The sequence below is a fragment of the Plantactinospora sp. WMMB782 genome, from assembly GCF_049179135.1.
Taxonomy (GTDB): Bacteria; Actinomycetota; Actinomycetes; order Mycobacteriales; family Micromonosporaceae; genus Plantactinospora.
The window spans coordinates 3,595,603-3,616,374 of sequence record NZ_JBMHMC010000007.1; the positions used below are offsets into that span (position 1 = coordinate 3,595,603).

The following is a 20,772-nucleotide window of genomic DNA, read 5'->3' on the forward strand; positions in this document are numbered from 1 at the left end:
GCAGGATGGGAGCGTGACGGTGGAGATTGACTGGGTTGAACTGCGGGCGGCCGCGACCGACGTGATGCGGCACGCGTACGCGCCGTACTCGAACTTTCCGGTCGGGGCGGCGGCACTCGTCGACGACGGCCGGGTGGTGGTCGGCTGCAACGTCGAGAACGCGGGCTACGGGGTGACGCTCTGCGCCGAGTGCGGGGTGGTGTCCGCGCTGCACGCCTCCGGTGGCGGCCGGCTCGTCGCGCTGTCGTGTGTCGGGGCGACCGGTGAGCCGTTGATGCCGTGCGGGCGGTGCCGACAGTTGCTCTGGGAGAACGGCGGGCCGGACTGCCTCATCGAGGCGGATCCGGTGCCGCTGCGGATGGCGGAGCTGTTGCCGCACGCGTTCGGGGTGGAGGACCTGGAGGCGATCGCGGCGTCGACGAAGGTGCCGGCGGTGCCGGAGGAACTGGCCGCGTGGCGCGGGCGGGGCACGGTCTTCGTGCATCCGGACGTCAGCGGCGGGCGGCAGGTCTGGACCGGGTACTGGGAGCGGGCCGCCGGGGACGCCGAGGGCGCGCAGACCGGAGTACTCGAGGAGGCGCCGACCTGGGAGGACCCGGCCGAGGCGGTGAGCTGGGGGCAGGCGCGTACCCCCCGGGTGGTGGTGGTCGACGCGGACGGCGCGATGTTCTGGGCCGGTGAGGGGGAGCCGCCGGTCGAGATCCCCCGTCGCTGGGGTTCCTGATCGTTCGGGTCGGCCGCTGCGGTCGGTGCGGAGCAGTCGGCCGCTGCGGCCGGTGCGGAGCAAGTGGGAAGAAGGAAAGTTGTGGGTGGGTTCGCCGCGGTCGACGTGATCCGGGTGAAGCGGGACGGCGGGACGCTGTCCGACGAGCAGATCGACTGGGTGGTCGACGCGTACACCCGGGGGCGGGTGGCCGACGAGCAGATGTCGGCGCTGGCGATGGCGATCCTGCTCCGGGGCATGACGCCGGGCGAGGTCGCCCGCTGGACGGCCGCGATGATCGCCAGCGGGGACCGGCTGGACCTGTCCGGGGTACGCCGGCCGACCGTGGACAAGCACTCCACGGGCGGGGTCGGCGACAAGATCACGCTGCCGTTGACTCCGCTGGTGGCGGCGTGCGGTGCCGCCGTACCGCAGCTCTCCGGGCGGGGGCTCGGGCACACCGGGGGGACCCTGGACAAGCTGGAGTCGATTCCGGGCTGGCGGGCCGCGCTCGGCAACGACGAGTTCATCGCCCAGCTCGGTGAGGTCGGCGCGGTGATCTGTGCGGCGGGTGAGCGGCTGGCGCCGGCCGACCGCAAGCTCTACGCGCTGCGCGACGTGACCGGCACGGTGGAGGCGATCCCGCTGATCGCCAGCTCGATCATGAGCAAGAAGATCGCCGAGGGTACCGGTGCGCTGGTGCTGGACGTGAAGGTCGGCTCGGGTGCGTTCATGAAGTCGGAGGCGGACGCCCGGGAGCTGGCCCGGACAATGGTCGAGCTGGGCGGCGCGCACGGAGTGCGGACGGTAGCCCTGCTCACCGACATGTCGACGCCGCTCGGGCTGGCCGTGGGAAACGCGGTCGAGGTGGCCGAGTCGGTGGAGGTACTGGCCGGCGGCGGGCCGGCCGACGTGGTGGAGCTGACCGTCGCGCTGGCCCGGGAGATGCTGGACGCGGCCGGGCTGCCGGACGCCGATCCGGAACGGGCGCTGCGGGACGGCCGGGCGATGGACGTGTGGCGGGCGATGATCCGGGCCCAGGGCGGGGATCCGGACGCCGCGTTGCCGGTCGCCCCGGAGGTGGAGGTCGTCCGGGCCGACCGGGACGGGTACGTCGCCGCCGTGGACGCGTACCGGATCGGGATCGCGGCGTGGCGGCTCGGCGCGGGACGGGCCCGCAAGGAGGACCCGGTCAGCGCCGGTGCCGGAGTGCTGCTGCACCGGAAGCCGGGCGATCCGGTCCGGGCCGGTGACCCGCTCTACGAGCTGCGGGCCGACGACCCGGCCCGGATTCCGGCGGCCCGCGCCGTCGCGGCGGATGCGGTGTCGGTCTCGGCCGACCTGCCGAAGCTGCCGGCGCTGGTGGTCGACCGGATCGGTTAGCCGCCCGGCGGCCATGGACCCGGGCCGGTCCGGGCACGGCCCGGCTCGGGGCCTGGACCGGCTCGGGCCTGGACCGGGCGGCTCGGTTGCCAGACCGGGCGGGATGGTGTCGGCTCGGTTGCCCGGCCGGGCGGGATGGTGTCGGCTCGGTTGCCACGCCGGGTGGCGATGGTGTCGGCGCGGCCGACCCGCTATCCTGCGTCGCCGAGGGGTAGCACGGGGTACTGGGTCGGCTCGACGAGGGGTCCACGCGTGCCTGGTGCCGTGGGCGCCGTGCGGGCCCGATGCGACTCCGACGTGACGGGAAACAACGCTGTGACCGTATCCGCTCCCGACCCGCAGTCGGTCCGGGCCGAAAATGTCGCCGAGTTGCAGCGGCTGGGACTGCCCCTGCCGCCGGCGCAGTTTCCGCTGGTGTGGGAGCCGGGTGACGCCGTCGAGCTGCGCCCCACGGCCGAGATCGAGGCCCGGACGGCCGTACTGCACCTGGTGCTGGCCCGCTGCTTCGGGCTGTCGCCGGAGGCGGGGATGAGCTGGCTGCTCGGTTCGCACCTGGTGGAGGCGGTCACGCCACCGGAGTGGCAGTTCGTGATGGGCAGCCGGGGCGACCACCGCTCGTTCGTACTGCACCACGACGCGGTCTTCGCGCTTGCCTGGGTACTCGGGCTGAGCCGGCATCTCGACCCGACCGAGCCCAGCGACGAGCGGCTGATGGAACGGCTGCCGAACCTGGCGGCGGGGGAGACCTTCGCCCAGTGGCGGTCCCGCATCCTCGCGGCGCCCCGGGACGCGGCCGAGGTGGCCGCCGTACTCGACTTCTACTACTGCCTCGACTGGGGCTACCTGGAGGCGGAGCAGGAGGGGCTGCGACTGCCGGGGATGATCGACAGCAACGCGATCGGCCAGCGGCGGTGGGCGCTGGAGTGGGCGGTGGTGTTCCGGGGACCGTTCCACGACCCGCCCGCCGGCTGGGAGGAGGTCGACCTCTCCACCTGACGGCGGCCCGGCGCCCGCCCGGTGGCCGTTGGCGGCGCCCCGGTGGCCGGCTTGTCCGGTGGTCAGCGGGGGCGGTGCACGGTCAGCTGGACCGCGACGGTCACGGTGGTCGGGTCGGGGAGGTCGTCGATCCGACGGTCGAGCCGGGCCGGGTCGGCGTGCCAGGCGCTCGGGCCCATCCCGACCAGGGTGCGCAGCTCGGTCCGGTCGAGCCGGAGGGTGGCCCGGTGCGTCGCCGTACCCGCCGGGGTGAAGTGGTCGGCCAGGCTGCCGGCGAGCCGGGCCTCCTTGGCCGGGTCGACCCGGAGCAGGCCGAGCCGGTCGACCAGCTCGCCGAGATGTTCGGCGGCCGGCGTGACCACCAGCAGGGCGCCGTCCGACCGGAGTACCCGGCGGAACTCCGGCCCGTTGCGCGGGGCGAAGACGTTGCAGAGCAGCCCGGCGGAGCCGTCGGCGAGGGGCAGCCCGTGCCAGGTGTCGCAGAGCGCGGCGCCGGCCCGGGGATGGGCGCGGGCGGCCCGCCGTAGCGCCGGCTTGGAGACGTCCAGAGCCAGCCCGACGGCGGCGGGCAGGGCGTCGAGCACCGCGGCGAGGTGCCGGCCGGTGCCGGCTCCGGCGTCCACCACCAGTTCCGGGTACGCCCGCGCGGCCGGCCCGGCGATCTCCCGGGCGGCGTCGGCGAGTGCGTTCGAGATCAGGTCGTAGTGACCGGCGCCGAGGAACTCCTCCCGGGCGGCCACCATCGCCGGGCTGTCCCCGGAGTGCGTGACCCGACCGGCGGTCAGGTTGACGTACCCCTGGCGGGCCAGATCGAAGCTGTGCCCGACCGGGCAGCGCAGCGCGACCACGGCGGCCGGCGGTACGGCGGCCAGCGGCCGACCGCAGACCGGGCAGCGCAGCCGACGCAGGACCTCGGGTGGCACCCCGTCACGATAGTGCCCGGCCAGGGGTGCCCGGATGGTGCCCGGTCATGGGTGCCCGGATGGTGCCCGGTCACGGGTGCCCGGGTAGTGGCCGGTCACGCGTGCCGTGGTGCGGCCGCCGGGCGGGGCGGCCGGGCCACTAGGGTCGGTGCATGGCGGCGATCGGCTACGACGACATCCTGCGGGTCCCCAAGGCGCTGCTGCACGACCATCTGGACGGCGGGCTGCGCCCGGCCACGGTGGTCGAGCTGGCCGGTGCGGTCGGGCACCGGCTACCCACCACCGACCCCGAGGAGTTGGGCCGGTGGTTCGTCGCGGCGGCCGACTCGGGGTCGCTGGAGCGCTACCTGGAGACCTTCGCACACACCGTGGCGGTGATGCAGACCGTCGAGGGGCTGCGCCGGGTGGCCGCCGAGTGCGCCCTGGACCTGGCCGCCGACGGCGTGGTCTACGCCGAGGTCCGGTTCGCCCCGGAGCAGCACCTGGAGCGGGGGCTCGGCCTCGACGACGTGGTGGAGGCGGTGCTGGCCGGCTTCGCCGAGGGTGCCGCCGAGGCGGCGGCGACCGGGCACCCGATCCGGATCGGGACGCTGCTGACCGCGATGCGGCACGCCGCCCGGTCGCAGGAGATCGCCGAGCTGGCGGTCCGGCACCGGGACACCGGCGTGGTCGGGTTCGACATCGCCGGTGCGGAGGCGGGCTTCCCGCCCACCCGGCACCTGGACGCCTTCGAATACCTGCAACGGGAGAACTTCCACTTCACCATCCACGCCGGCGAGGCGTTCGGGCTGCCCTCGATCTGGCAGGCGATCCAGTGGTGCGGTGCCGACCGGCTCGGGCACGGGGTACGCATCGTCGACGACATCACCCCGGGCGACCACCGGCCGGTGCTCGGCCGGCTGGCGGCGTACGTGCGGGACAAGCGGATCCCGCTGGAACTCTGCCCCTCCTCGAACGTGCAGACCGGTGCCGCGCCGTCGATCGCCGAGCACCCGATCGGGCTGCTGCGGGACCTGCGCTTCCGGGTCACGGTCAACACCGACAACCGGCTGATGAGCGGCACCTCGATGTCCCGGGAGATGGCGCTGCTGGTCGAGGCGTTCGGCTACGGTTACGCCGAGTTGCAGTGGTTCACCATCAACGCGATGAAGAGCGCCTTCATCCCGTTCGACGAGCGGCTGGCCATCATCAACGAGGTCATCAAGCCGGCGTACGCCAAGCTGCTGCCCTGACGGCCGGACCCGGTACGGCCGGCTGCCGGTCGGCCGCGAAGTGGGGACGTCTCGGACGATTTCCGGTCCGCTATCTCTTTTGGTCGGGAAATCTGCCGGGCCGGTCAGTTCGACTGGCCTGGCGGCTATTCGGTGGTCCGCACGGACCGCGTAATCCGGCACTTCGGCCTTGCCGTACCGGACCGGTCGGGCAATGGTTCTTCCCGCTGCGGAGATGCAGGCTCGCGGGTGACACCGGAGCCGGGCGCAGCCACCGTACGCGAGGGCGTAGGGTTTCCCCGTGCCGGTAACGTTCGATACGTTGCGGTGCGGGTCCCGGGTACGGGCCGAGCAGCGACCTTCCGGCTCCGGACGGTCGGTGACAGTAGAGCATGGACAGGATGCGTGACTACCCTGGGTGACGCCAGAAAGACAGACTGCTGTCAAATCGCCGGGACATCCCGATGCGCTTCCAGTCGGTGACAACCTGGGCTTTCTTCTTGAGTTGTGGCGTGATGGAATCTCGGAGGTCCGACCCGCCCGGGTCGGTCGATCAGCGGTGCCCTGGGCCTTTGGTCGGGTGCTGGATGGGAAGGCGGTGACGTGAGCAAGCGGCCGAAGACAGCAAGCCCGATCCTGTCGCGTCTCCGCTGGCCGGTCGCCGGCCGGCTGCGCGACATGCCGATCTGGTCGAAGCTGGGTCTGATCATGATCGCGCCGACCATCGCGGTCGTCGTGGTCGGCACGACCAGCATCGTCGACCACATGGAGACGTTGGACGACGCGAACCGGGCGCACACCCTGGCGACGCTCGCCCAGACCTCCGGTGAACTGGTGCACGACCTGCAGAACGAGCGGGCCGGCGCCGTACTTCTGCTCGGCTCGCGCAACGACGCGACCCGTAAGGCGGCCCGGGACGCGTACGGCAAGGTGCACCCGGAGGTCGACAAGGCCAAGGGTCCCTACTCGGAACGCCGGGCACAGCTCGACGAGCTGCCGGGCAACTTCGACACGCTGCTGGCCCAGATCGACCAGGGCCTGGCCGACCTGCCGGGCATCCGCAGCCAGGTCATCAACTCCAAGTTGAAGCTGACCGACGCGGCGCAGTCGTACGAGGGTCTGATCAACGATCTGCTGAACATCCGGGACCTGGCCTCGCAGCTCGCCGGCGACTCCTCGCTGAGCGACCGGATGCGGGCCGCCGCCGCCAACGCGCGCGGCAAGGAGTTCCTCTCGATGCGGCGGGTCGTGGTGCACCGCGCCCTGATCGACGGTCAGCTGACCGCCGCCCTGCAGACCGACTACATCGCCACCGAAACCGGTCAGCAGCAGGCGTTGCAGACCTTCAAGGCGATCGCCACCGGTCCCGAGGCGGCGTTCTACGACGAGACGGTCACCGGCGCCGACGTGCGCGAGGTCGACAGCTACGGCGGCTGGATCCGGGGCCGGACGAACGAGAGCATGGCCGACGCGCCGTTCGACGCCGACGACTGGGACTCGGCGATGCTCGGCAACGCCCAGCTGATCCGTACCGTCGAGGGTCGGCTCGACGCCGACGTGCTGACCGAGGCGAGCGCCCTCCGCGACGACGTGCAGCGGACGGTCTTCCTGGAGACCGGTCTGCTGCTCAGCATGCTGCTGCTGGCGGTGCTCTTCGCGTACCTGGTCGCCCGGTCGATGGCCCGTTCGCTGCGCGAGCTGCGGCACGGTGCGCTCTCCATCGCCCAGTACGGCCTGCCGCACGCCGTCTCCCGACTGCGTGACCCGCAGATGACCGCCCAGATGTCACCGGTGCAGGTGGCCAACCAGATCGCCGAGCCACTACCGGTACGCAGCAAGGACGAGTTCGGGCAGGTGACCGAGGCGTTCAACGCCGTCCACTTGGAGGCCGTCCGGACCGCCGCCGAGCAGGCCGCACTGCGCGCCTCGGTCGCGACGATGTTCGTCAACCTCGCCCGCCGTTCGCAGATCCTGGTCGACCGGCTCATCGGTCACCTGGACCGGCTGGAGCGGGGCGAGGAGGACCCGGACCGGCTGGGCGAGCTCTTCCAGCTCGACCACCTGGCCACCCGGATGCGCCGCAACGACGAGAACCTGCTGGTGCTCGCGGGCGCCGACTCGACCCGTGTGCAGCGTGAACCGGCGGCACTCATCGACGTGCTCCGGGCCGCGCAGTCCGAGGTCGAGCACTACACCCGGATCGAGTTCGGCATGGTCGACCGGGACCTCGAGGTCCAGGCCGCCGCCGTCAACGACCTGGTGCACCTGGTCGCCGAGCTCTTCGACAACGCCACGGCCTTCTCCCCGCCGGACTCGCAGGTGATGGTGGAGGCCCGCCGGGTGGGTGACCGCGGGACCCTCTTCGTCGAGGACCGGGGCATCGGCATCACCGCCGAGCAGTTGCAGGACCTCAACGAGCGGCTCGCCACGCCGCCAGCCGTCGACGTGACCGTCTCCCGGATGATGGGTCTGGTCGTGGTCGCCCGGCTGGCCTCCCGGCACGGCGTACGCGTCGAGCTGCGGCCCGGCCCCGACCGGGGGACCGTCGCCGAGGTCACGTTGCCCGCCTCGATGCTGATCCCGCGGGCGCTCTCCGGCCGCACCCAGCAGCCCGGCGGTCCGGTCGCGCCGGAACCGGCCGCCCGGCCGGCGATCGGCGGCCCGCTCGCTCTGGAAAGCGGTCCGGCGGCCACGCCGGCACCGGCCTTCGGCGGCGGTGGCCGCGGTCCGGGCTTCGGCGGCGACCACGCTCCGGGCTTCGGGGACCGTGGCCCCGGCTTCGGTGGCGACCGCGGTCCGGGCTTCGGCGGCGGTGACCGCGGCCCCGGCTTCGGCGGCGACCGCAACCGCGACGGCACGCCGCTCGGCCGGCCGTACGAGCCGGCGATGAACGGTGGGCACACCGGCGGCGCCCCGAACCAGCCAAGGGAGATGCCGGCCTGGTCCGACCTCACCGGCGCCCGGGGGGTGGCCCGGAACGGGAACGATCCCTTCACGCCCCGGACGCCGAACGGGCACGACATCGAGCCGCTGCCGCAGCGGCGGGCCACCGAACAGGACGCCGGTCCGTCGCCGGCCGAGACGACGATGTCCGGGTTCATCCCCCGGCAGCGTCCGGTCACGCCGGAGCCGCAGTCGAACCAGCCGAACGGGCTGAGCGCGCTGCCACCGGCCGCCACGCCGCCGCCGGTACCGCCGGTCTCGGCACCGCCGGCCGGGCAACCGCCGGTCTCGGCGCCACCGTTCGGGCAGCCGTCCGTCTCGGCGCCGCCGTTCAACCAGCCGCCGGTCTCGGCACCACCGTTCGGGCAGCCGGCGCCCCAGCCCGCTCCGGCACAGCCGCCCGGCGCGCCGTCGCCGGCCCAGTCAGGCAACGCCCCGCCGGCCTGGCCACCGGTGAACACGCCGGACCGGGAGGCCGCCGCACCGCCGGTGCCGGAGCGGCTGGCCGCAGCCCTGGACATGACTGCCGAGCTGCCTCGGATGGCTCGGCCCTCGGCGGCGGAGGCCACGGCCAACGTGGAGGCTCGGCCGAAGTTCGCCGACGAGACCATGGAACTGCCGATCTTCCGCGAACTGGAGTCGGCGTGGTTCCGCACCCGCCGGAAGCCCGAGGAAACCGGCGGGCAGCCGCAGGGAGCCGGTACGGCTCCCCAGGCGACCGGCCAGGCCGTCGCGGTGGACACCGCCGTTCCCGACGCGGCCCGGATCAGGTCCGTACCGACCACAGGCAACGCGGCACCTGTCGACAGTCCGGTCCCCGGTGGCCAGCAGCCGGGAACCGGGCCGGCAACCAACGGCACCGGTCGGCCGGGCGAGGGCAGCGGTTGGCGTACTGCTGCCGACGACGGCTGGCGGGCGGCCATGGCGGCCACGACAGCCGCCACGACGCCGAACCAGACCACCCAGACCGGACTGCCCAAGCGGGTACCGATGGCACAGTTGGTGCCCGGAGCCGTGGAGAAGCCGACCACCTCGGTGCAGCGTCGTACGCCGGAGGCGGTGCGCGGGCTGTTGTCCGCGTACCACCGTGGGGTGCAGCGTGGCCGCACGCACCCGACGGACGACCAGTCGACCAACCCGGAGGCGACTCCGGCAGGGCAGCAATCCCCGCAGGCCGAGGTGGGCCCCGCGACCGCGAGCGGCCAGAAGGAGCATGAAGGATGACATCTACGCAGGATCTCGGTTGGCTGCTGGCCAACTTCGCCGATCGTGTGCCCGGCGTCGCCCACGCGATCGCCGTCTCCGCGGACGGCCTGCTCCTGGCGTCGTCACGGGACCTCCCGCGGGACCGGGCGGATCAGCTCGCCGCGATCGCGTCCGGCCTGGTCAGCCTCACCCAGGGAGCGGCGCGCTGCTTCGAGGGTGGGGCGGTGCTGCAGACGGTGGTCGAGATGGACAATGGTTTCCTGTTCCTGATGTCCATCTCGGACGGCTCGTCCTTCGCGGTCCTCGCCGCCCGCAGCTGTGACGTGGGTCAGGTGGGCTACGAGATGGCACTGCTCGTCGACCGGGTCGGTGACGCTCTGACGCCGCCGGCCCGGGCCGCCGCGGGGATGCTGAGCTAGGTGGTATCCGGCCGGTGTGGCTCGCCGGCCGGCGCGACGACAATGCAACAATGACGAACTCCAGGCGTTGAGTCTCGGGTACGACGTGAAAGGGGGTGGACGGTGATGATGGCCGAACGCGACGAGCCGACTGGCGCGCTGGTGAGGCCATATGCCGTTACCCGTGGTCGTACCCGGCCGAGGCTCGACATCGCCCTGGAGGCGCTCGTCGAGACGACGGTGCGCGGTCGGTCCGCCGGCAACGGCAATGGCGGCCAGGGCCGGGAGCATCAATACATCGCCGCGCTGTGTGATGGTCGGCTGCAGTCGCTCGCGGAGATCGCGGCGCGGATGCAGTTACCGCTCGGAGTGGCTCGGGTCCTGATCGCCGACATGGCCGCTGACGGCCTGGTGGCGGTGCACGAACCGACAATCCTGGACGACTCAAACGACGCGGTGGGCACTGAACTGCTGGAGAGGGTGCTGAGTGGACTTCGCAGGCTCTGACATGTCGCACCGTCCAACGGCCGGGCGCGTGACATCGGCGAAGATCGTGATCGCCGGTGGCTTTGGCGTCGGCAAGACGACACTTGTCGGTTCGGTCTCGGAAATCACGCCGCTGACCACCGAGGCGATCATGACGTCGGCTGGTGTGGGTGTCGACGACACCCGCCAGGTGCCGGGCAAGACGACCACCACGGTCGCCATGGACTTCGGTCGGATCTCGATCGACCGGGACCTTATCCTCTACCTGTTCGGCACCCCGGGCCAGACGCGGTTCTGGTTCATGTGGGACGAACTGGTGCGGGGAGCGATCGGCGCGGTCGTCCTGGTGGACACCCGTCGGCTGGCCGACTGCTTCGCGGCCATCGACTTCTTCGAGCACCGGCGGCTGCCGTACCTCGTGGCGATCAACTGCTTCGACGGTATGCAGTACCACGACCCGCAGGACGTGCGGGACGCGCTGGCGATCTCGAACGAGGTGCCGGTCGTCGCGTGTGACGCCCGGAACCGGGAGTCGACCAAGCACGTACTGATCTCGCTTGTCGAGTACGTGCTCACCATGCGGCGCTCGCGCGCCGTCGCCCCGGCCTGACCGGCGCGAGCCGGCCGCCCCGTCCGGAGTGGCCCGGCCGTAGGCCGGTGCCCGGCCTGCCCGACGAGGCCGCCAGGCCCGCGTCGGCAAGCCGGCTGTCCGCCTTCCGGCGGCCTGCCGCGTCCCGGTGGTGACGGCGCGGAACGCGCCCTTCGACGGCCCGTCCGGCTCCGGCCGGCGCCGCTCCGGCACTGTCCACTGTGGTGCCGGGACGGTAGGACACAGTGGCCTCGGCGCCAGGGGTCCACTGTGCGGAGGCGCACTGCTGTTCCGAGGGTCCAATGTCCGTAGGGCCGCTGTCCGCAGGCCTGCTGTGGCGTGGATGCCGGAGGTCAGCTCCGTTCCGGAGGTCGGCGGGGCCGAGCGCCCAACCCTGGTGTAAGCGTTCAGGTCGGCGTGCACTGTGGCGCAGGGACGGCCCAGCGTGCACTGTGGGACCGGGATGGCGGCGGACGCCTGGTAGCCCCGTGGCGGGGGCCGGCCCCGACCGGCTCAGGAGACCCGGCTCCAGGAGCCGGAGACCACGGTGAAGACACCCAGCGAGTCCGGTTCCATTCCGCCGTGCCGGATCGGCGCGAACGAGTACGACCCGGCGATCCCCTCGGTGATCTGGTTGCCCAGATAGGCGCGCAGCCGACCCCGGTCGACGCTCTTGCCGAGCCGGGCCGCGTTGACGATCAGTCGCAGCGCGTCGGCCCCGTACGGCGCGAAGCCGCTGAACGAGCCGTGCAGGTGGATGTAGCGGTAGGCGAATTCCCGGCGGTCCAGCCCGGCCGGGGTGGTGTTGGTCAGCGACGAGCTGTTCAGCGAGCCGGGATGCACGACGTACGCGCCCTCGACCGCGGGTGCGTTCTCCTCCGAGAGGGTGTCCTCGGCAACCGCGCCGGCGTCGAAGAAGATTCGGCCCCGGAAGTCGCTCTGCCGTAGCGCCCGGGCCGCGGTGCCGGAGAACGGCGCGGTGCCCCAGACGATCACCGCCTCCGGATCGCGGTTGGTCACCTTCCGCACCGTCGAGCCGTAGTCGGCATGCTCGGCGCGGGGCAGCCGGGCCACCTTGACGAGGTCGACGTCCACCGCCTTCAGGGCCGCTGTGAGGGCCCGTACGCCCGAATCGCCGTGCGGGCCAGGTGTCGCCACCAGCCCGACCCGTTCGAAGCCCTGCGCGCTGATCAGCCGGGCCAGCGCCCGCGCCACGTCCCGGGCGTCCGGGGTGAGTTTGAAGATGTACGTCCGCTGCGCCAGTGGCACGGTGAGGTTGTCGGCGGCGGCGAAGGAGACGAACGGCACCTGCTGCTGCTGCGCGATCGGGATGATCGCCAGGGACGTCTCGGCGAAACAGCCGCCGATCAGCGCGTGCACGTTCTCCCGGGTGGCCAGCTCCGTCGCGTGCTGGGCGGCGAGCCGGGGCTCGCTGGCATTGTCCCGGACCACCAGCCGGAGGTTGCGACGCAGGTTTCCGACCGGCACGCCCTGCTCGTTGAACTTGTCGACGGTGATCTTCAGTGCCCGTTCCTGGAGTACGCCCAGCACCCGGCCGGGGCCGGTGAGTTCGAGGCTGGCGCCGATGACCAGTTCCCGGGCACCCGGCCCGGGCGGCCCGACCGGCCCCTCGTCGCTCTTTCCACAGGCGGCGAGCAGGCTGGTGGCGGTCGCCGCCAGCAGGCCTCGCCGGCTCAGGGTCCACGCCTCGACTGCCGGTCCGGCCATCGTTGCCCACCCTCCATGCGCTGGTCGTAGGTGTCGCCCACGGTCCCGGGGTATGTTGGCTGCCCCTCCCGGGCACCGTCAACTCTGCACACTGTGGCGAGAAACACCAGGTCGACGTAGGTATGATCCTGACTGGCCGGTCAGTCGAGCGTTCCTGACCGGACAGGCCGGGCGGCGCTGTCGAGCGGTCGGCGCGGTGCCGCGGAGGGTGCCCGAGCGAATACGCACAGCCCGGCCCGGGACCCGGCGTCGCCAGCGGCCGCAGCGGCAGTCGCCGCAGACGTGGAGGACCCACACCGGCCGTCGGGCGAGCACGGTCGTTGGTGTGGGTCCTCGGTGTGCCGGTGGACCGGGTCGGTCAGGAGCGGTAGCCGGCGGAGCGGTACTCGTAGTCGCGGTTGTCGGCCCGCTCGTCCGGGTCCCGGCTGAAGTCCCAGCCCCCGGCGGCCTCCCGGCCCGGCCGGCCACCCACTGCGTAGCCGCCGATCTCCTGGCCGCGCCGCCAGCCCCGGAAGTACCCGGTGGTGTGCTCGGCGATCCGGGCCGCGTCGCGGACGATCCGCAGCGGTCGCTCGTCCCGCAGCGGCGAGCCGGGCACCAGGTTGGCCTGTGGCACCCGCTTGGGCAGCCCGGCGGTGGTCGAGGCGCCGACGGAGGGCCGGGCCGCCTGTTCGGCGGCCCGCCAACCACTGTCGGCGGTCGACGACCACTCCACCTCGGCCTCTTCGGGGTGGCCGGTGAACCAGGCGGACCGGGCCGCCGCGAAGATCAGCAGGTCGCCGTCGCCCTCGTCGGCGACCGGCGGAGCACTCGGCTCGGCGACGCTCCGGCGGGGCAGCCCCGAACCGGCCTGTGCCGCCGGCTCGTCCCGGTCCACCAGACGCAGCGGCGGGTTGTCGGCGGGCAGCCCGTTGGGCAGGGTCCGGTCCGCCAGTGGCGGCGGCTCGACCAGGCGCAGCGTGGGCGGCTCCGGCGGCAGGTCGTCCGCCTGCCACGGCGGGGTGACCCGCCCGTCGGCGGGCGCCGCACTGACCGGGGCGTCCCGCTGCTCGGACGGCCCGTCCGGGTAGGCCCGGTAGCCCGACCCGCCGGCCCGGTCGTCCTGCTCGTCGCCCGGGTTCACCAGCGGCCAGTTCGCCCGGGAACCGGGCGGTGCCGGTGGCTCGGGCCGGGTCGCCGGCACCGAGACCGTCAGACCGGCGGCGGAGATCGTGCCCGGACGCGCCGCGCTCTCGCCGTTGGTCTTCGGCCGGGGGGTGATCGGCGTCGGTCGCCGCTCGTTGCGGGCGCTGTTGATGGCGGCCGTGGTCAGGGTGGCCCGGAACGGCTCGCCGGCCTCGGCCGGCGGGATGGACCCGCGCTGCGCCGGCATCGGGGTCATGCCCGGCGGCGGAGGCGGCGGCGCGGAGACCGGCCGGTTCGCCATCGTGTCGGCATGGTAGGCCGGTGGTGCGGAGGAGGGCGCGGCCGTGCGGGGCTCGCGGGGCGGCCCGGAGACCGGCACGACAGGCATGGAGAGCGTGGCCGCCGGTGACAGCGGTGGCGCGGCGGAGGGGGTGACCGGCGGTGGTGCCATCGGCGGCGGTGCGACCGGTGCCGGCGCGACCGGCGGCGGTCCCATCGGCTGCGGGCGGGTGGCCGGGCCGCTCGCCGCCGGCTGGTGCCGGTTGCGCCGTCCCGAGCTGGGCAGCGGCTCCCGCGCCGGACCGGGCAGCCCGGCGCCGACCTGCGAGGCAGCCTCACCAGCGCTGCGCCGGCCGGCAGCCCGACGACCCGGCTCCGGCGTGCCGACCCGGGCGGTGAGGGTGGCGACCAGGGCGTCACAGCCGGCGTCGCAGGCGCGTACCGCCGCGACGGCCTGGCGTACGGTCTCCGCCGCGGCGGAGGTGAGTGCCTTGTTGGCGGCACCCCGCCGAGGTGTCTCCGCGATGGCGACCCGGAGCGCGGTGACCGCCTCGGTGATCACGTCGGCCTCGGCGACCCCGTCCGCGGCGAGATGCGCGGCGATGGCGTCGGTGGCGACCGAGGTGTCCCGGCCGCGAGCGGCGGTGCCACTGAGCATGCCCGGCTCCGGCAGCGCGTCGAGTACGGCCAGCGAGACCGGCTCGGCCGGATCCGGGTACGCCCGCAGCGCGGCCGGGTAGAGCTCGCGCAGCACCTCGCGCAGGGCCACGGCGGCGGCGTGCCGACCGTTGGCGAGCGCGGCGTGCGCGGCGAGCACCGGCTTGAACCCGGCGAGTTCGCGCGGTGCCGGGAGGGTGGCCGCGGAGAGCGCACCGGCCTGCAACGCCCGGGCGAGTCCGACGGCCCGCCGCTCGGCCGGGGCGGAGTCCCGCTCCTCGGCCGACTCGTCGTCGGCGAACCGTTCGGCGAAGTCGTCGACGGAGTCGTCGTCGGCGATGACCAGGGGACGTCCGGCCGCGCTGAGCAGCGAGGTGACCATGTGGTCGTCGCTGTCCGCCGCGACGGCCGCGCCGCTCGGCCCGCTGCTCCGCTCGACGAGCACCGCGCCGAGCTGGGCATAGCCAGCCGGGTCGTCGGTGATCTCGCAGACATGGAGCAGTCTGCCTGCGTCGTCGACCACCGCGGAGGTCAGCGTCGCGCCGGCCGAGGTCGGCCGGCCCGTCGAATCCGCAGAGGCCAGACCGCAGTACACCCGCACGAGCGCCACGGCGTCGTCCTCCTCCCGAGACACAAGTGGTGTGCCAAAGACTGATGCTCCCTGGTAAGGGGTCAGTCGCGCCAGTCCACGGCGGCAGAGATCTTGCCGATAATCGTGCGCCACCCGAGACTTGCGGTTTGTGCCCCGATTTTCTTGAGTCGCCGCCGACCACGGAATCCGCCGAGGCCGCCGGCAACGGTGGCCCGGAGCGCCTCGTCGAGGTCGTCCAGGCTGGAGCCGGAGGAAAGCATATCCAGTACGGCGGGAAGCCGGAGCGCGTAGGCCAGGTCACGAGCGACCTCACCGGCCTCGATCAGCAGCGTCGAGTCCCAGACGTCGTGCCCGCCGCGCAGGTTCTCCACCACCAGGTCGAGCTCGTAGGAGTCCTCGTCGAGCGGGGCGACGTCGGCCGGCGTGATCCGCTCGGCGAGCGTGTCCCAGGTGTCCAGCTCGGCCAGGTCGTTCGGCGCGCCGGACCTGACGAATGTGACGAGTGACTCAGGACTCTTGAACAGCAGCAGCTTGCCCCGGTGGGTGAGGAACGCCGGCACCTCCTCGCCGTCCTCCTCCGCCTCGGCAGCCGCCGGTTCGGCGTCGGAGTCGTCGGCGTCGGCCTTGCCGTTCCGCTCCGCATCCTCCTTGTCGGCCTCGGCGAACTGGTCGGCGACCTCCTCGTCGAGGATCACGACCGTCTCGTCCTCGTCCTCCTCGTCGACCTCGGCCCGCCGGGACCGGCTGGCGAAGAGGTCGTCCTGCTCGCGGTCGGCGATGTCGGTCGGGGTCAGCTCGCTCGCCGGCCGGTAGGCCCGCAGGGTGAAACCGGCGCCCGACGGCAGGGCGATCTCGACCGGGTCGATCCGGACCTCTTCCCAGAGCGACCGGTCCGGCGCGCCGGACGTCGTCGCGGCGTCCTCGGTGCCGGCGGTGTCGTCACTGGTTCCCGGGGAGTCGGCCTCGGCCTGCCCGGGGTCGGCGACCCCGGCGCTTCCGGCGGACTCGTTGCCCGGCTCGTCGGTTTCGGGCCGGTGGGACGACTGGCGGGCCACGCTGACCTCCGTGTGCGCTCGATATGGGCACCCGACCCGGCGAGGGTTGCCGGCGGATCGGTGACTCTGCGCACACACCCTAGTAGGCCGGCGGCGAACGTGGACGCCGGCACCCCGTTGGAGTTTGCCGCACATATTAGTAGTCTTGCTACCTATGAACGCCCAGGCGCTGCACGGCCATCTCGATGCGCTGCTGCTCGCGGTGCTGGAGCGGGGCGCGCTGCACGGGTACGCCATCATCGAGGCGCTCCGGGCCCGCAGCGGCGGCGTGCTCGACCTGCCCACCGGGACCATCTATCCGGCGCTGCGCCGGCTGGAGCGGGCCGGCTACGTCAGCAGCGCCTGGAGCACGGTCAACGGCCGGGAGCGCCGGACCTACGAGCTGACCGGTGCCGGGCACCGTGCCCTGGTCGGCGAGCGGAGCAGTTGGCAGGAGTTCAGCTCGACGGTGGCCCGGTTCCTCGGCGGTCCGGAGACGCCCGGCGCGCCAGCCTGAGCAGCGAGCTGCCTGACCCTCGCGGGACTCAGGAGCGGATCGCCAGGTAGTCGCGTTGGGCGCCGGTCTGGCGCAGCCACTGGTCGCGGTACCAACCCGGTCGGGCGGCGAGTTCGGCGTGGCCGCCCCGGTCGGTGACGCGCCCACCGTGGAGTACGACGATCTCGTCGTACCGGTCCAAACCGGATAGTCGGTGCGTGACGAGTACCACCGTGCGGTCCGGGCCGGCGTGCGCGGTCGCCGAGTCGAGCACCGCGTCCGCGGCGGCGGGGTCGAGACCCTCGGTCGGCTCGTCCAGCACCAGGATGCCGGCCGGGGCGGCGAGCAGGGCCCGGGCCAGCAGCAGCCGCTGGCGTTGCCCGCCGGAGAGCTGACCGCCGTCCTCGCCGACAAGCGTGTCCCAGCCGGCGGGCTGCCGGCGTACCCAGTCCAGCAGGCCGGCCGCCGCGGCGGCGCCGGCCAGGTCGTCGTCGGTGGCACCGGCCCGGCCGAGCAGCAGGTTCTCCCGGACGGTGGCGTGGAAGACGTGTGCGTCGGCGAGCAGCCCGCCGACGATCCGGGGCAGCCGGTCGACGGGCAGTTCGGTGAGGTCGACGCCGTCCAGTAGCACCCGCCCCCGATCCGGCCGCACCATCCCGGTCAGTACGCCGAGCAGGCTGCTCTTACCGGCACCGCTCGGCCCGACGACGGCGATCCGGGCACCGGCCGGCAGGTCGAGGCTCACCCCGTCGAGCGCGGGCGGGCCGTGGCGGCGGTAGCGCAGGTCCACCCCGTCGACCCGGCAGTGCCACCGCCGGGCCGGGTAGCGGAGGTGTTGCGGTGCGTCAGTTGGTTGTTGCGGTGCGTTGGTCGGCTGTTGCGGTGTGTGGGTCGGGTGTTGTGGCGCCCCGGCGGGTTGTTGCGGTGCGTCGGCTGGGCCCGGGGCCCGGTCCGGAGCTGGGGCTGGAGCTGAGGCTGAGGCCGGGTCCGGAGCTGGGGCTGGGGCGTTACGGAGCAGGTCGGCGACCCGGGTCAGGGCGGTGCGCAGCCGGGTCCAGTGCCGCGCCGCGCCGACAAGTGCCAGGGCCGCCTCCACGGCGGCGAGCGTGCCGACCGCGAGGACCCCGACGAGTACGCCGGACACCTCCGCCCGGAGCGCCACGGTCAGCACGGCGGCGCTTGTCGCGCCGGCCAGCAGTACCCCGAGCCCGTCCACCGCCCAGCCCAGCGCCGCCGTCCGGCGTTCCAGCCCGGCCAGTTCGCGGGCCCGGCGGTCCGCCCGGTCCAGGGCCGCCCCGGTCGCACCGAACGCGGCCAGGTCGGCGGCGCCGGAGGTCAGGTCCACCGCATCCCCGGCGAGCGCGCCGCGCAACGGTGCCACCCGGGCGGCGGTACGCCGGGTGAGCAGCGCCGCCAGCACCGGCAGTGCGACCCCGGCCAGCAGCAGTCCGCCGGCCAGGGCCAGCCCGGCGAGCGGCTCGACGGCGGTGGCACCCGCCACGGCGAGCAGGCCGACGAGCGCGGCGGCCGCTCCGGGCACCAGTACCCGGAGCAGCAGGTCCTGCACCGCCTCGACGTCCGACACCACCCGGCTGAGCAGGTCCGCCGAGCGCTGGGTGCCGGCGGTACGCCGGGCCGCCAGTGCGGCGAAGACCCTGGCCCGGACCTCGGTGACGACCCGCAGCGCGGCGTCGTGCCCGGCCAGCCGTTCGGTGTAGCGCAGCACGCCCCGGCCGATCGCGAGGGCGCGTACCGCGACGATCGCGACGGTGAGGGTGTCCAGCGGCGGCCGGCCGGCGGCGCTGACCAGCAGCCAGGTCGCGCTCGCCAGCAGGGCGAGCCCGGCGAGTTCGGTGCCGGCGGCGAGCAGGCCGGCGCCGAGCAACCGCCCGAGGTACGGGCGGGCGAGCCGCCAGACGGTCCGTTCGGGCTGCAGCCTCACGCCACCACCTCCCGGGGCGCGTCCTCGGACACCGTTGCCGGCCCCGGGACGCCCACCGGGCCGGATCCGGCGGCCGGCGCGGGGTGCGGAGGTGCGGGTGGGTCGGTGTGCACGGGCGGGGCCTCCTCGGTGACCCGGCCGTCCTCGACCCGGAGTACCCGGTCCGCCCCGGCCAGCAGCGTCGGGCGGTGTGCGACAAGCAGTGCCGTACGCCCCTCGACCAGTCGCCTGGTGGCCGCGAGTACGGCCGCCTCCGAACCGGCGTCGAGCCGGGCGGTGGGCTCGTCGAGCAGCACGATCGGGGCGTCCCGGAGGAAGGCCCGGGCCAGCGCGACCCGCTGCCGCTGCCCGCTGGACAGCCCGTGGCCGCGTTCGCCGAGCCGGGTGTCCAGGCCGTCCGGAAGCCCGGTGACGACCTCGGTCAGGTCGGCGTCCCGGACCGCGTCCCGGACGGCCGCCTCGGGTGCCTCGGGCGCGCCGAGCCGGATGTTGTCGGCCAGCGAGGTGCCGAACAGGTGGGCCCGCTGCGGTACCCAGGCCAGCTGCCGACGCCAGTCCGGAAGGTCCAGCGCCGCCAGGTCCGTACCGTCGACAGTGATCCGTCCGCCGCTCGGGGCGACGAAACCGAGCAGCAGGTGCAGCAGGGTGCTCTTGCCGGCCCCGCTCGGCCCGACGACGGCGATCCGCTCGCCGGACCGGATGGTGAGGGTGACGTCGGACAGGGCGGTGGTGCGCTCGTACTCGACCGTGACCGACTCGAACCTGATCTCAGCGGGCCGCCCCGGCTGGCCGGCGGGCGGCAACTGGCCGGCGGCGGGTGGTGAATAACCAGTGGTGGGCAACCGGCCGGCGGCGGATGGCCGGCCGGCGGCGGATGGCCGGCCGGCGGCAGGTGATCGGCCGGCGGCGGCGGTGACGCTCGCGGTGGCGGCGCTCGCGGCGGTGGTTGCGGTGGCTGTGGCGGCGGCGCTCGCGGTGGTGGTTGCGGCGGTGGGTGACTCGGGGTCGAGCAGGGTGAGCGCCTCGTCCAGCGCGGCCAGTCCCTCCTGGCTGGCGTGGAACTGGCTGCCGGCGGCCCGCAGCGGCAGGAATGCCTCGGGGGCGAGCAACAGCACCAGCAGCGCCGTCTGGAGGGCGAGTCCTCCGCCGAGCAGCCGGAGGCCGATCGGCACCGCGACCAGCGCGACCGAGAGGGTGGCCACCAGTTCGAGTACCAGCGCGGAGAGGAAGGCGATCCGCAGTGTGCCCATCGTCGCGCGGCGGTGCCGGTCCGCCATTTCGCGTACCACTGTGACCTGGGCGGAGGCGCGGCCGAACAGGTGCAGGGTGGGCAGGCCGCGCACCATGTCGAGGAAGTGGCCGCCGAGCAGTGCCAACCGGCGCCACTGCCGCTCGGTGGCGGCCTGGGCCTGCCAGCCGAGGAGCGCCCCGAAGATCGGGACCAGGGGCAGGGTCACCGCGATGACAAGTGCCGAGCTCCAGTCGGCGAAGGTCAGCCGGGCGAGTACGGCCAGCGGCACCGTGACGCTGAGCACGAGCTGCGGCAGGTAACCGGTGAAGTACCCGTCGAGCGCGTCGAGTCCGCGTCCGGCCAGGGTGGCGAGCTGACCCGTACGCTGCCCGGACAGCCAGCCCGGCCCGCGCCGGCCGACGCCGTCGAGCAGTTCGGTGCGGAGGGTGGCCTTGACCGTGGCGGCGGCCCGGGCCGCCACCGTGCCCTGCGCCCAGAGCAGCGCCGCCCGGCCGGCCACGCTGGCCAGGAAGCCGGCCAGGGCGGCCCGGTCGAGTCGCCCGCCCGCCGCCTCGGCCAGCACCGTGGCCAGCGTGGTGGCCTGGGCGATCACCAGGCCGGCGGCGGCGACGCCGAGCCCGGCGAGCAGTGCGAGGTGCCGCCGCGCGCCGGGCACCCGGCGCAGCAGGCGGGGGTCGAACGGCCGGCGGCTCACCGGTGTCCGGGCGGCGTCGGGGTCGGTTCGTCCAGCAGCAGCACGTTCGTGGCCCGGGACGGTGTCGGTGGCGCCGCGCTGTCCGACCGGCGTGGCCGGCGACCGTCGAAGACCCATATCCCACGCATCTCTCGG

Annotated in this window: 15 protein-coding genes and 1 pseudogene; 9 read left to right on the forward strand and 7 right to left on the reverse strand. The window is 73.8% G+C overall.

Annotation, left to right across the window (positions count from 1 at the left end):
* Positions 1-19: 19 nt before the first annotated feature.
* The 3 genes from ACN28A_RS18565 (at position 20) to ACN28A_RS18575 (ending at position 3,082) form a co-directional block, all read left to right on the forward strand.
* Positions 20-724 carry a cytidine deaminase gene (locus tag ACN28A_RS18565; protein ID WP_421404488.1) on the forward strand — a complete coding sequence of 235 codons (705 nt, stop codon included), beginning with the start codon at positions 20-22 and terminating at the stop codon, positions 722-724.
* Between the two features lie 81 nt (positions 725-805).
* A complete protein-coding gene (locus tag ACN28A_RS18570) occupies positions 806-2,086 on the forward strand; it encodes a thymidine phosphorylase (RefSeq protein ID WP_421396794.1) in 1,281 nt (426 codons plus the stop codon).
* Positions 2,087-2,401: 315 nt separating this feature from the next.
* Positions 2,402-3,082, forward strand: a complete 681-nt coding sequence (locus ACN28A_RS18575; protein WP_278058175.1) for a DUF4272 domain-containing protein — start codon at positions 2,402-2,404, stop codon at positions 3,080-3,082.
* A gap of 62 nt (positions 3,083-3,144) precedes the next feature.
* Here the strand turns inward: ACN28A_RS18575 and ACN28A_RS18580 are convergent, their stop codons facing one another.
* Positions 3,145-4,005 (reverse strand): putative RNA methyltransferase, encoded by an 861-nt coding sequence (locus ACN28A_RS18580; RefSeq protein ID WP_421396795.1) that lies wholly within the window; start codon positions 4,003-4,005, stop codon positions 3,145-3,147.
* 152 nt (positions 4,006-4,157) lie between these two features.
* Here ACN28A_RS18580 and ACN28A_RS18585 point away from each other — a divergent pair, with 152 nt between their 5' ends.
* From ACN28A_RS18585 to ACN28A_RS18605, 5 genes are all read left to right on the forward strand, one after another.
* Complete coding sequence (locus ACN28A_RS18585; RefSeq protein WP_421396796.1) at positions 4,158-5,237, forward strand: adenosine deaminase; 1,080 nt, start codon at positions 4,158-4,160, stop codon at positions 5,235-5,237.
* Positions 5,238-5,819: 582 nt separating this feature from the next.
* The gene (locus ACN28A_RS18590) at positions 5,820-9,383 is read left to right on the forward strand and encodes a nitrate- and nitrite sensing domain-containing protein (RefSeq protein ID WP_421396797.1); all 3,564 of its coding nucleotides are present in this window, start codon (positions 5,820-5,822) and stop codon (positions 9,381-9,383) included.
* Positions 9,380-9,784 (forward strand): roadblock/LC7 domain-containing protein, encoded by a 405-nt coding sequence (locus tag ACN28A_RS18595; protein ID WP_421396798.1) that lies wholly within the window; start codon positions 9,380-9,382, stop codon positions 9,782-9,784. Before ACN28A_RS18590 ends, ACN28A_RS18595 begins: the two co-directional genes overlap by 4 nt.
* Positions 9,785-9,892: 108 nt before the next feature.
* A complete protein-coding gene (locus tag ACN28A_RS18600) occupies positions 9,893-10,270 on the forward strand; it encodes a DUF742 domain-containing protein (RefSeq protein ID WP_101371820.1) in 378 nt (125 codons plus the stop codon).
* Position 10,271: 1 nt separating this feature from the next.
* Positions 10,272-10,859, forward strand: coding sequence for a GTP-binding protein (locus ACN28A_RS18605; protein ID WP_101369592.1), 588 nt, complete (start codon positions 10,272-10,274; stop codon positions 10,857-10,859).
* A 492-nt stretch (positions 10,860-11,351) separates the two neighbouring features.
* Here the strand turns inward: ACN28A_RS18605 and ACN28A_RS18610 are convergent, their stop codons facing one another.
* From ACN28A_RS18610 to ACN28A_RS18620, 3 genes are all read right to left on the reverse strand, one after another.
* A complete protein-coding gene (locus ACN28A_RS18610) occupies positions 11,352-12,566 on the reverse strand; it encodes an ABC transporter substrate-binding protein (RefSeq protein ID WP_421396799.1) in 1,215 nt (404 codons plus the stop codon).
* A 358-nt stretch (positions 12,567-12,924) separates the two neighbouring features.
* Complete coding sequence (locus ACN28A_RS18615; protein ID WP_421396800.1) at positions 12,925-15,261, reverse strand: transposase; 2,337 nt, start codon at positions 15,259-15,261, stop codon at positions 12,925-12,927.
* Positions 15,262-15,299: 38 nt separating this feature from the next.
* A complete protein-coding gene (locus ACN28A_RS18620) occupies positions 15,300-16,274 on the reverse strand; it encodes a DNA primase (protein WP_421396801.1) in 975 nt (324 codons plus the stop codon).
* A 154-nt stretch (positions 16,275-16,428) separates the two neighbouring features.
* Here ACN28A_RS18620 and ACN28A_RS18625 point away from each other — a divergent pair, with 154 nt between their 5' ends.
* A complete protein-coding gene (locus ACN28A_RS18625; RefSeq protein WP_421396802.1) occupies positions 16,429-16,770 on the forward strand; it encodes a PadR family transcriptional regulator in 342 nt (113 codons plus the stop codon).
* A 28-nt stretch (positions 16,771-16,798) separates the two neighbouring features.
* Here the strand turns inward: ACN28A_RS18625 and cydC are convergent, their stop codons facing one another.
* From cydC to ACN28A_RS18640, 3 genes and pseudogenes are all read right to left on the reverse strand, one after another.
* Complete coding sequence (gene cydC / locus ACN28A_RS18630) at positions 16,799-18,757, reverse strand: thiol reductant ABC exporter subunit CydC (protein ID WP_421404490.1); 1,959 nt, start codon at positions 18,755-18,757, stop codon at positions 16,799-16,801.
* Between the two features lie 50 nt (positions 18,758-18,807).
* Positions 18,808-20,637, reverse strand: a pseudogene (gene cydD, locus ACN28A_RS18635) (thiol reductant ABC exporter subunit CydD); the annotation flags it as partial.
* Positions 20,634-20,765 (reverse strand): hypothetical protein, encoded by a 132-nt coding sequence (locus ACN28A_RS18640; RefSeq protein WP_421396803.1) that lies wholly within the window; start codon positions 20,763-20,765, stop codon positions 20,634-20,636. The pseudogene cydD and the gene ACN28A_RS18640, both read right to left, overlap by 4 nt.
* Positions 20,766-20,772 lie beyond the last annotated feature (7 nt).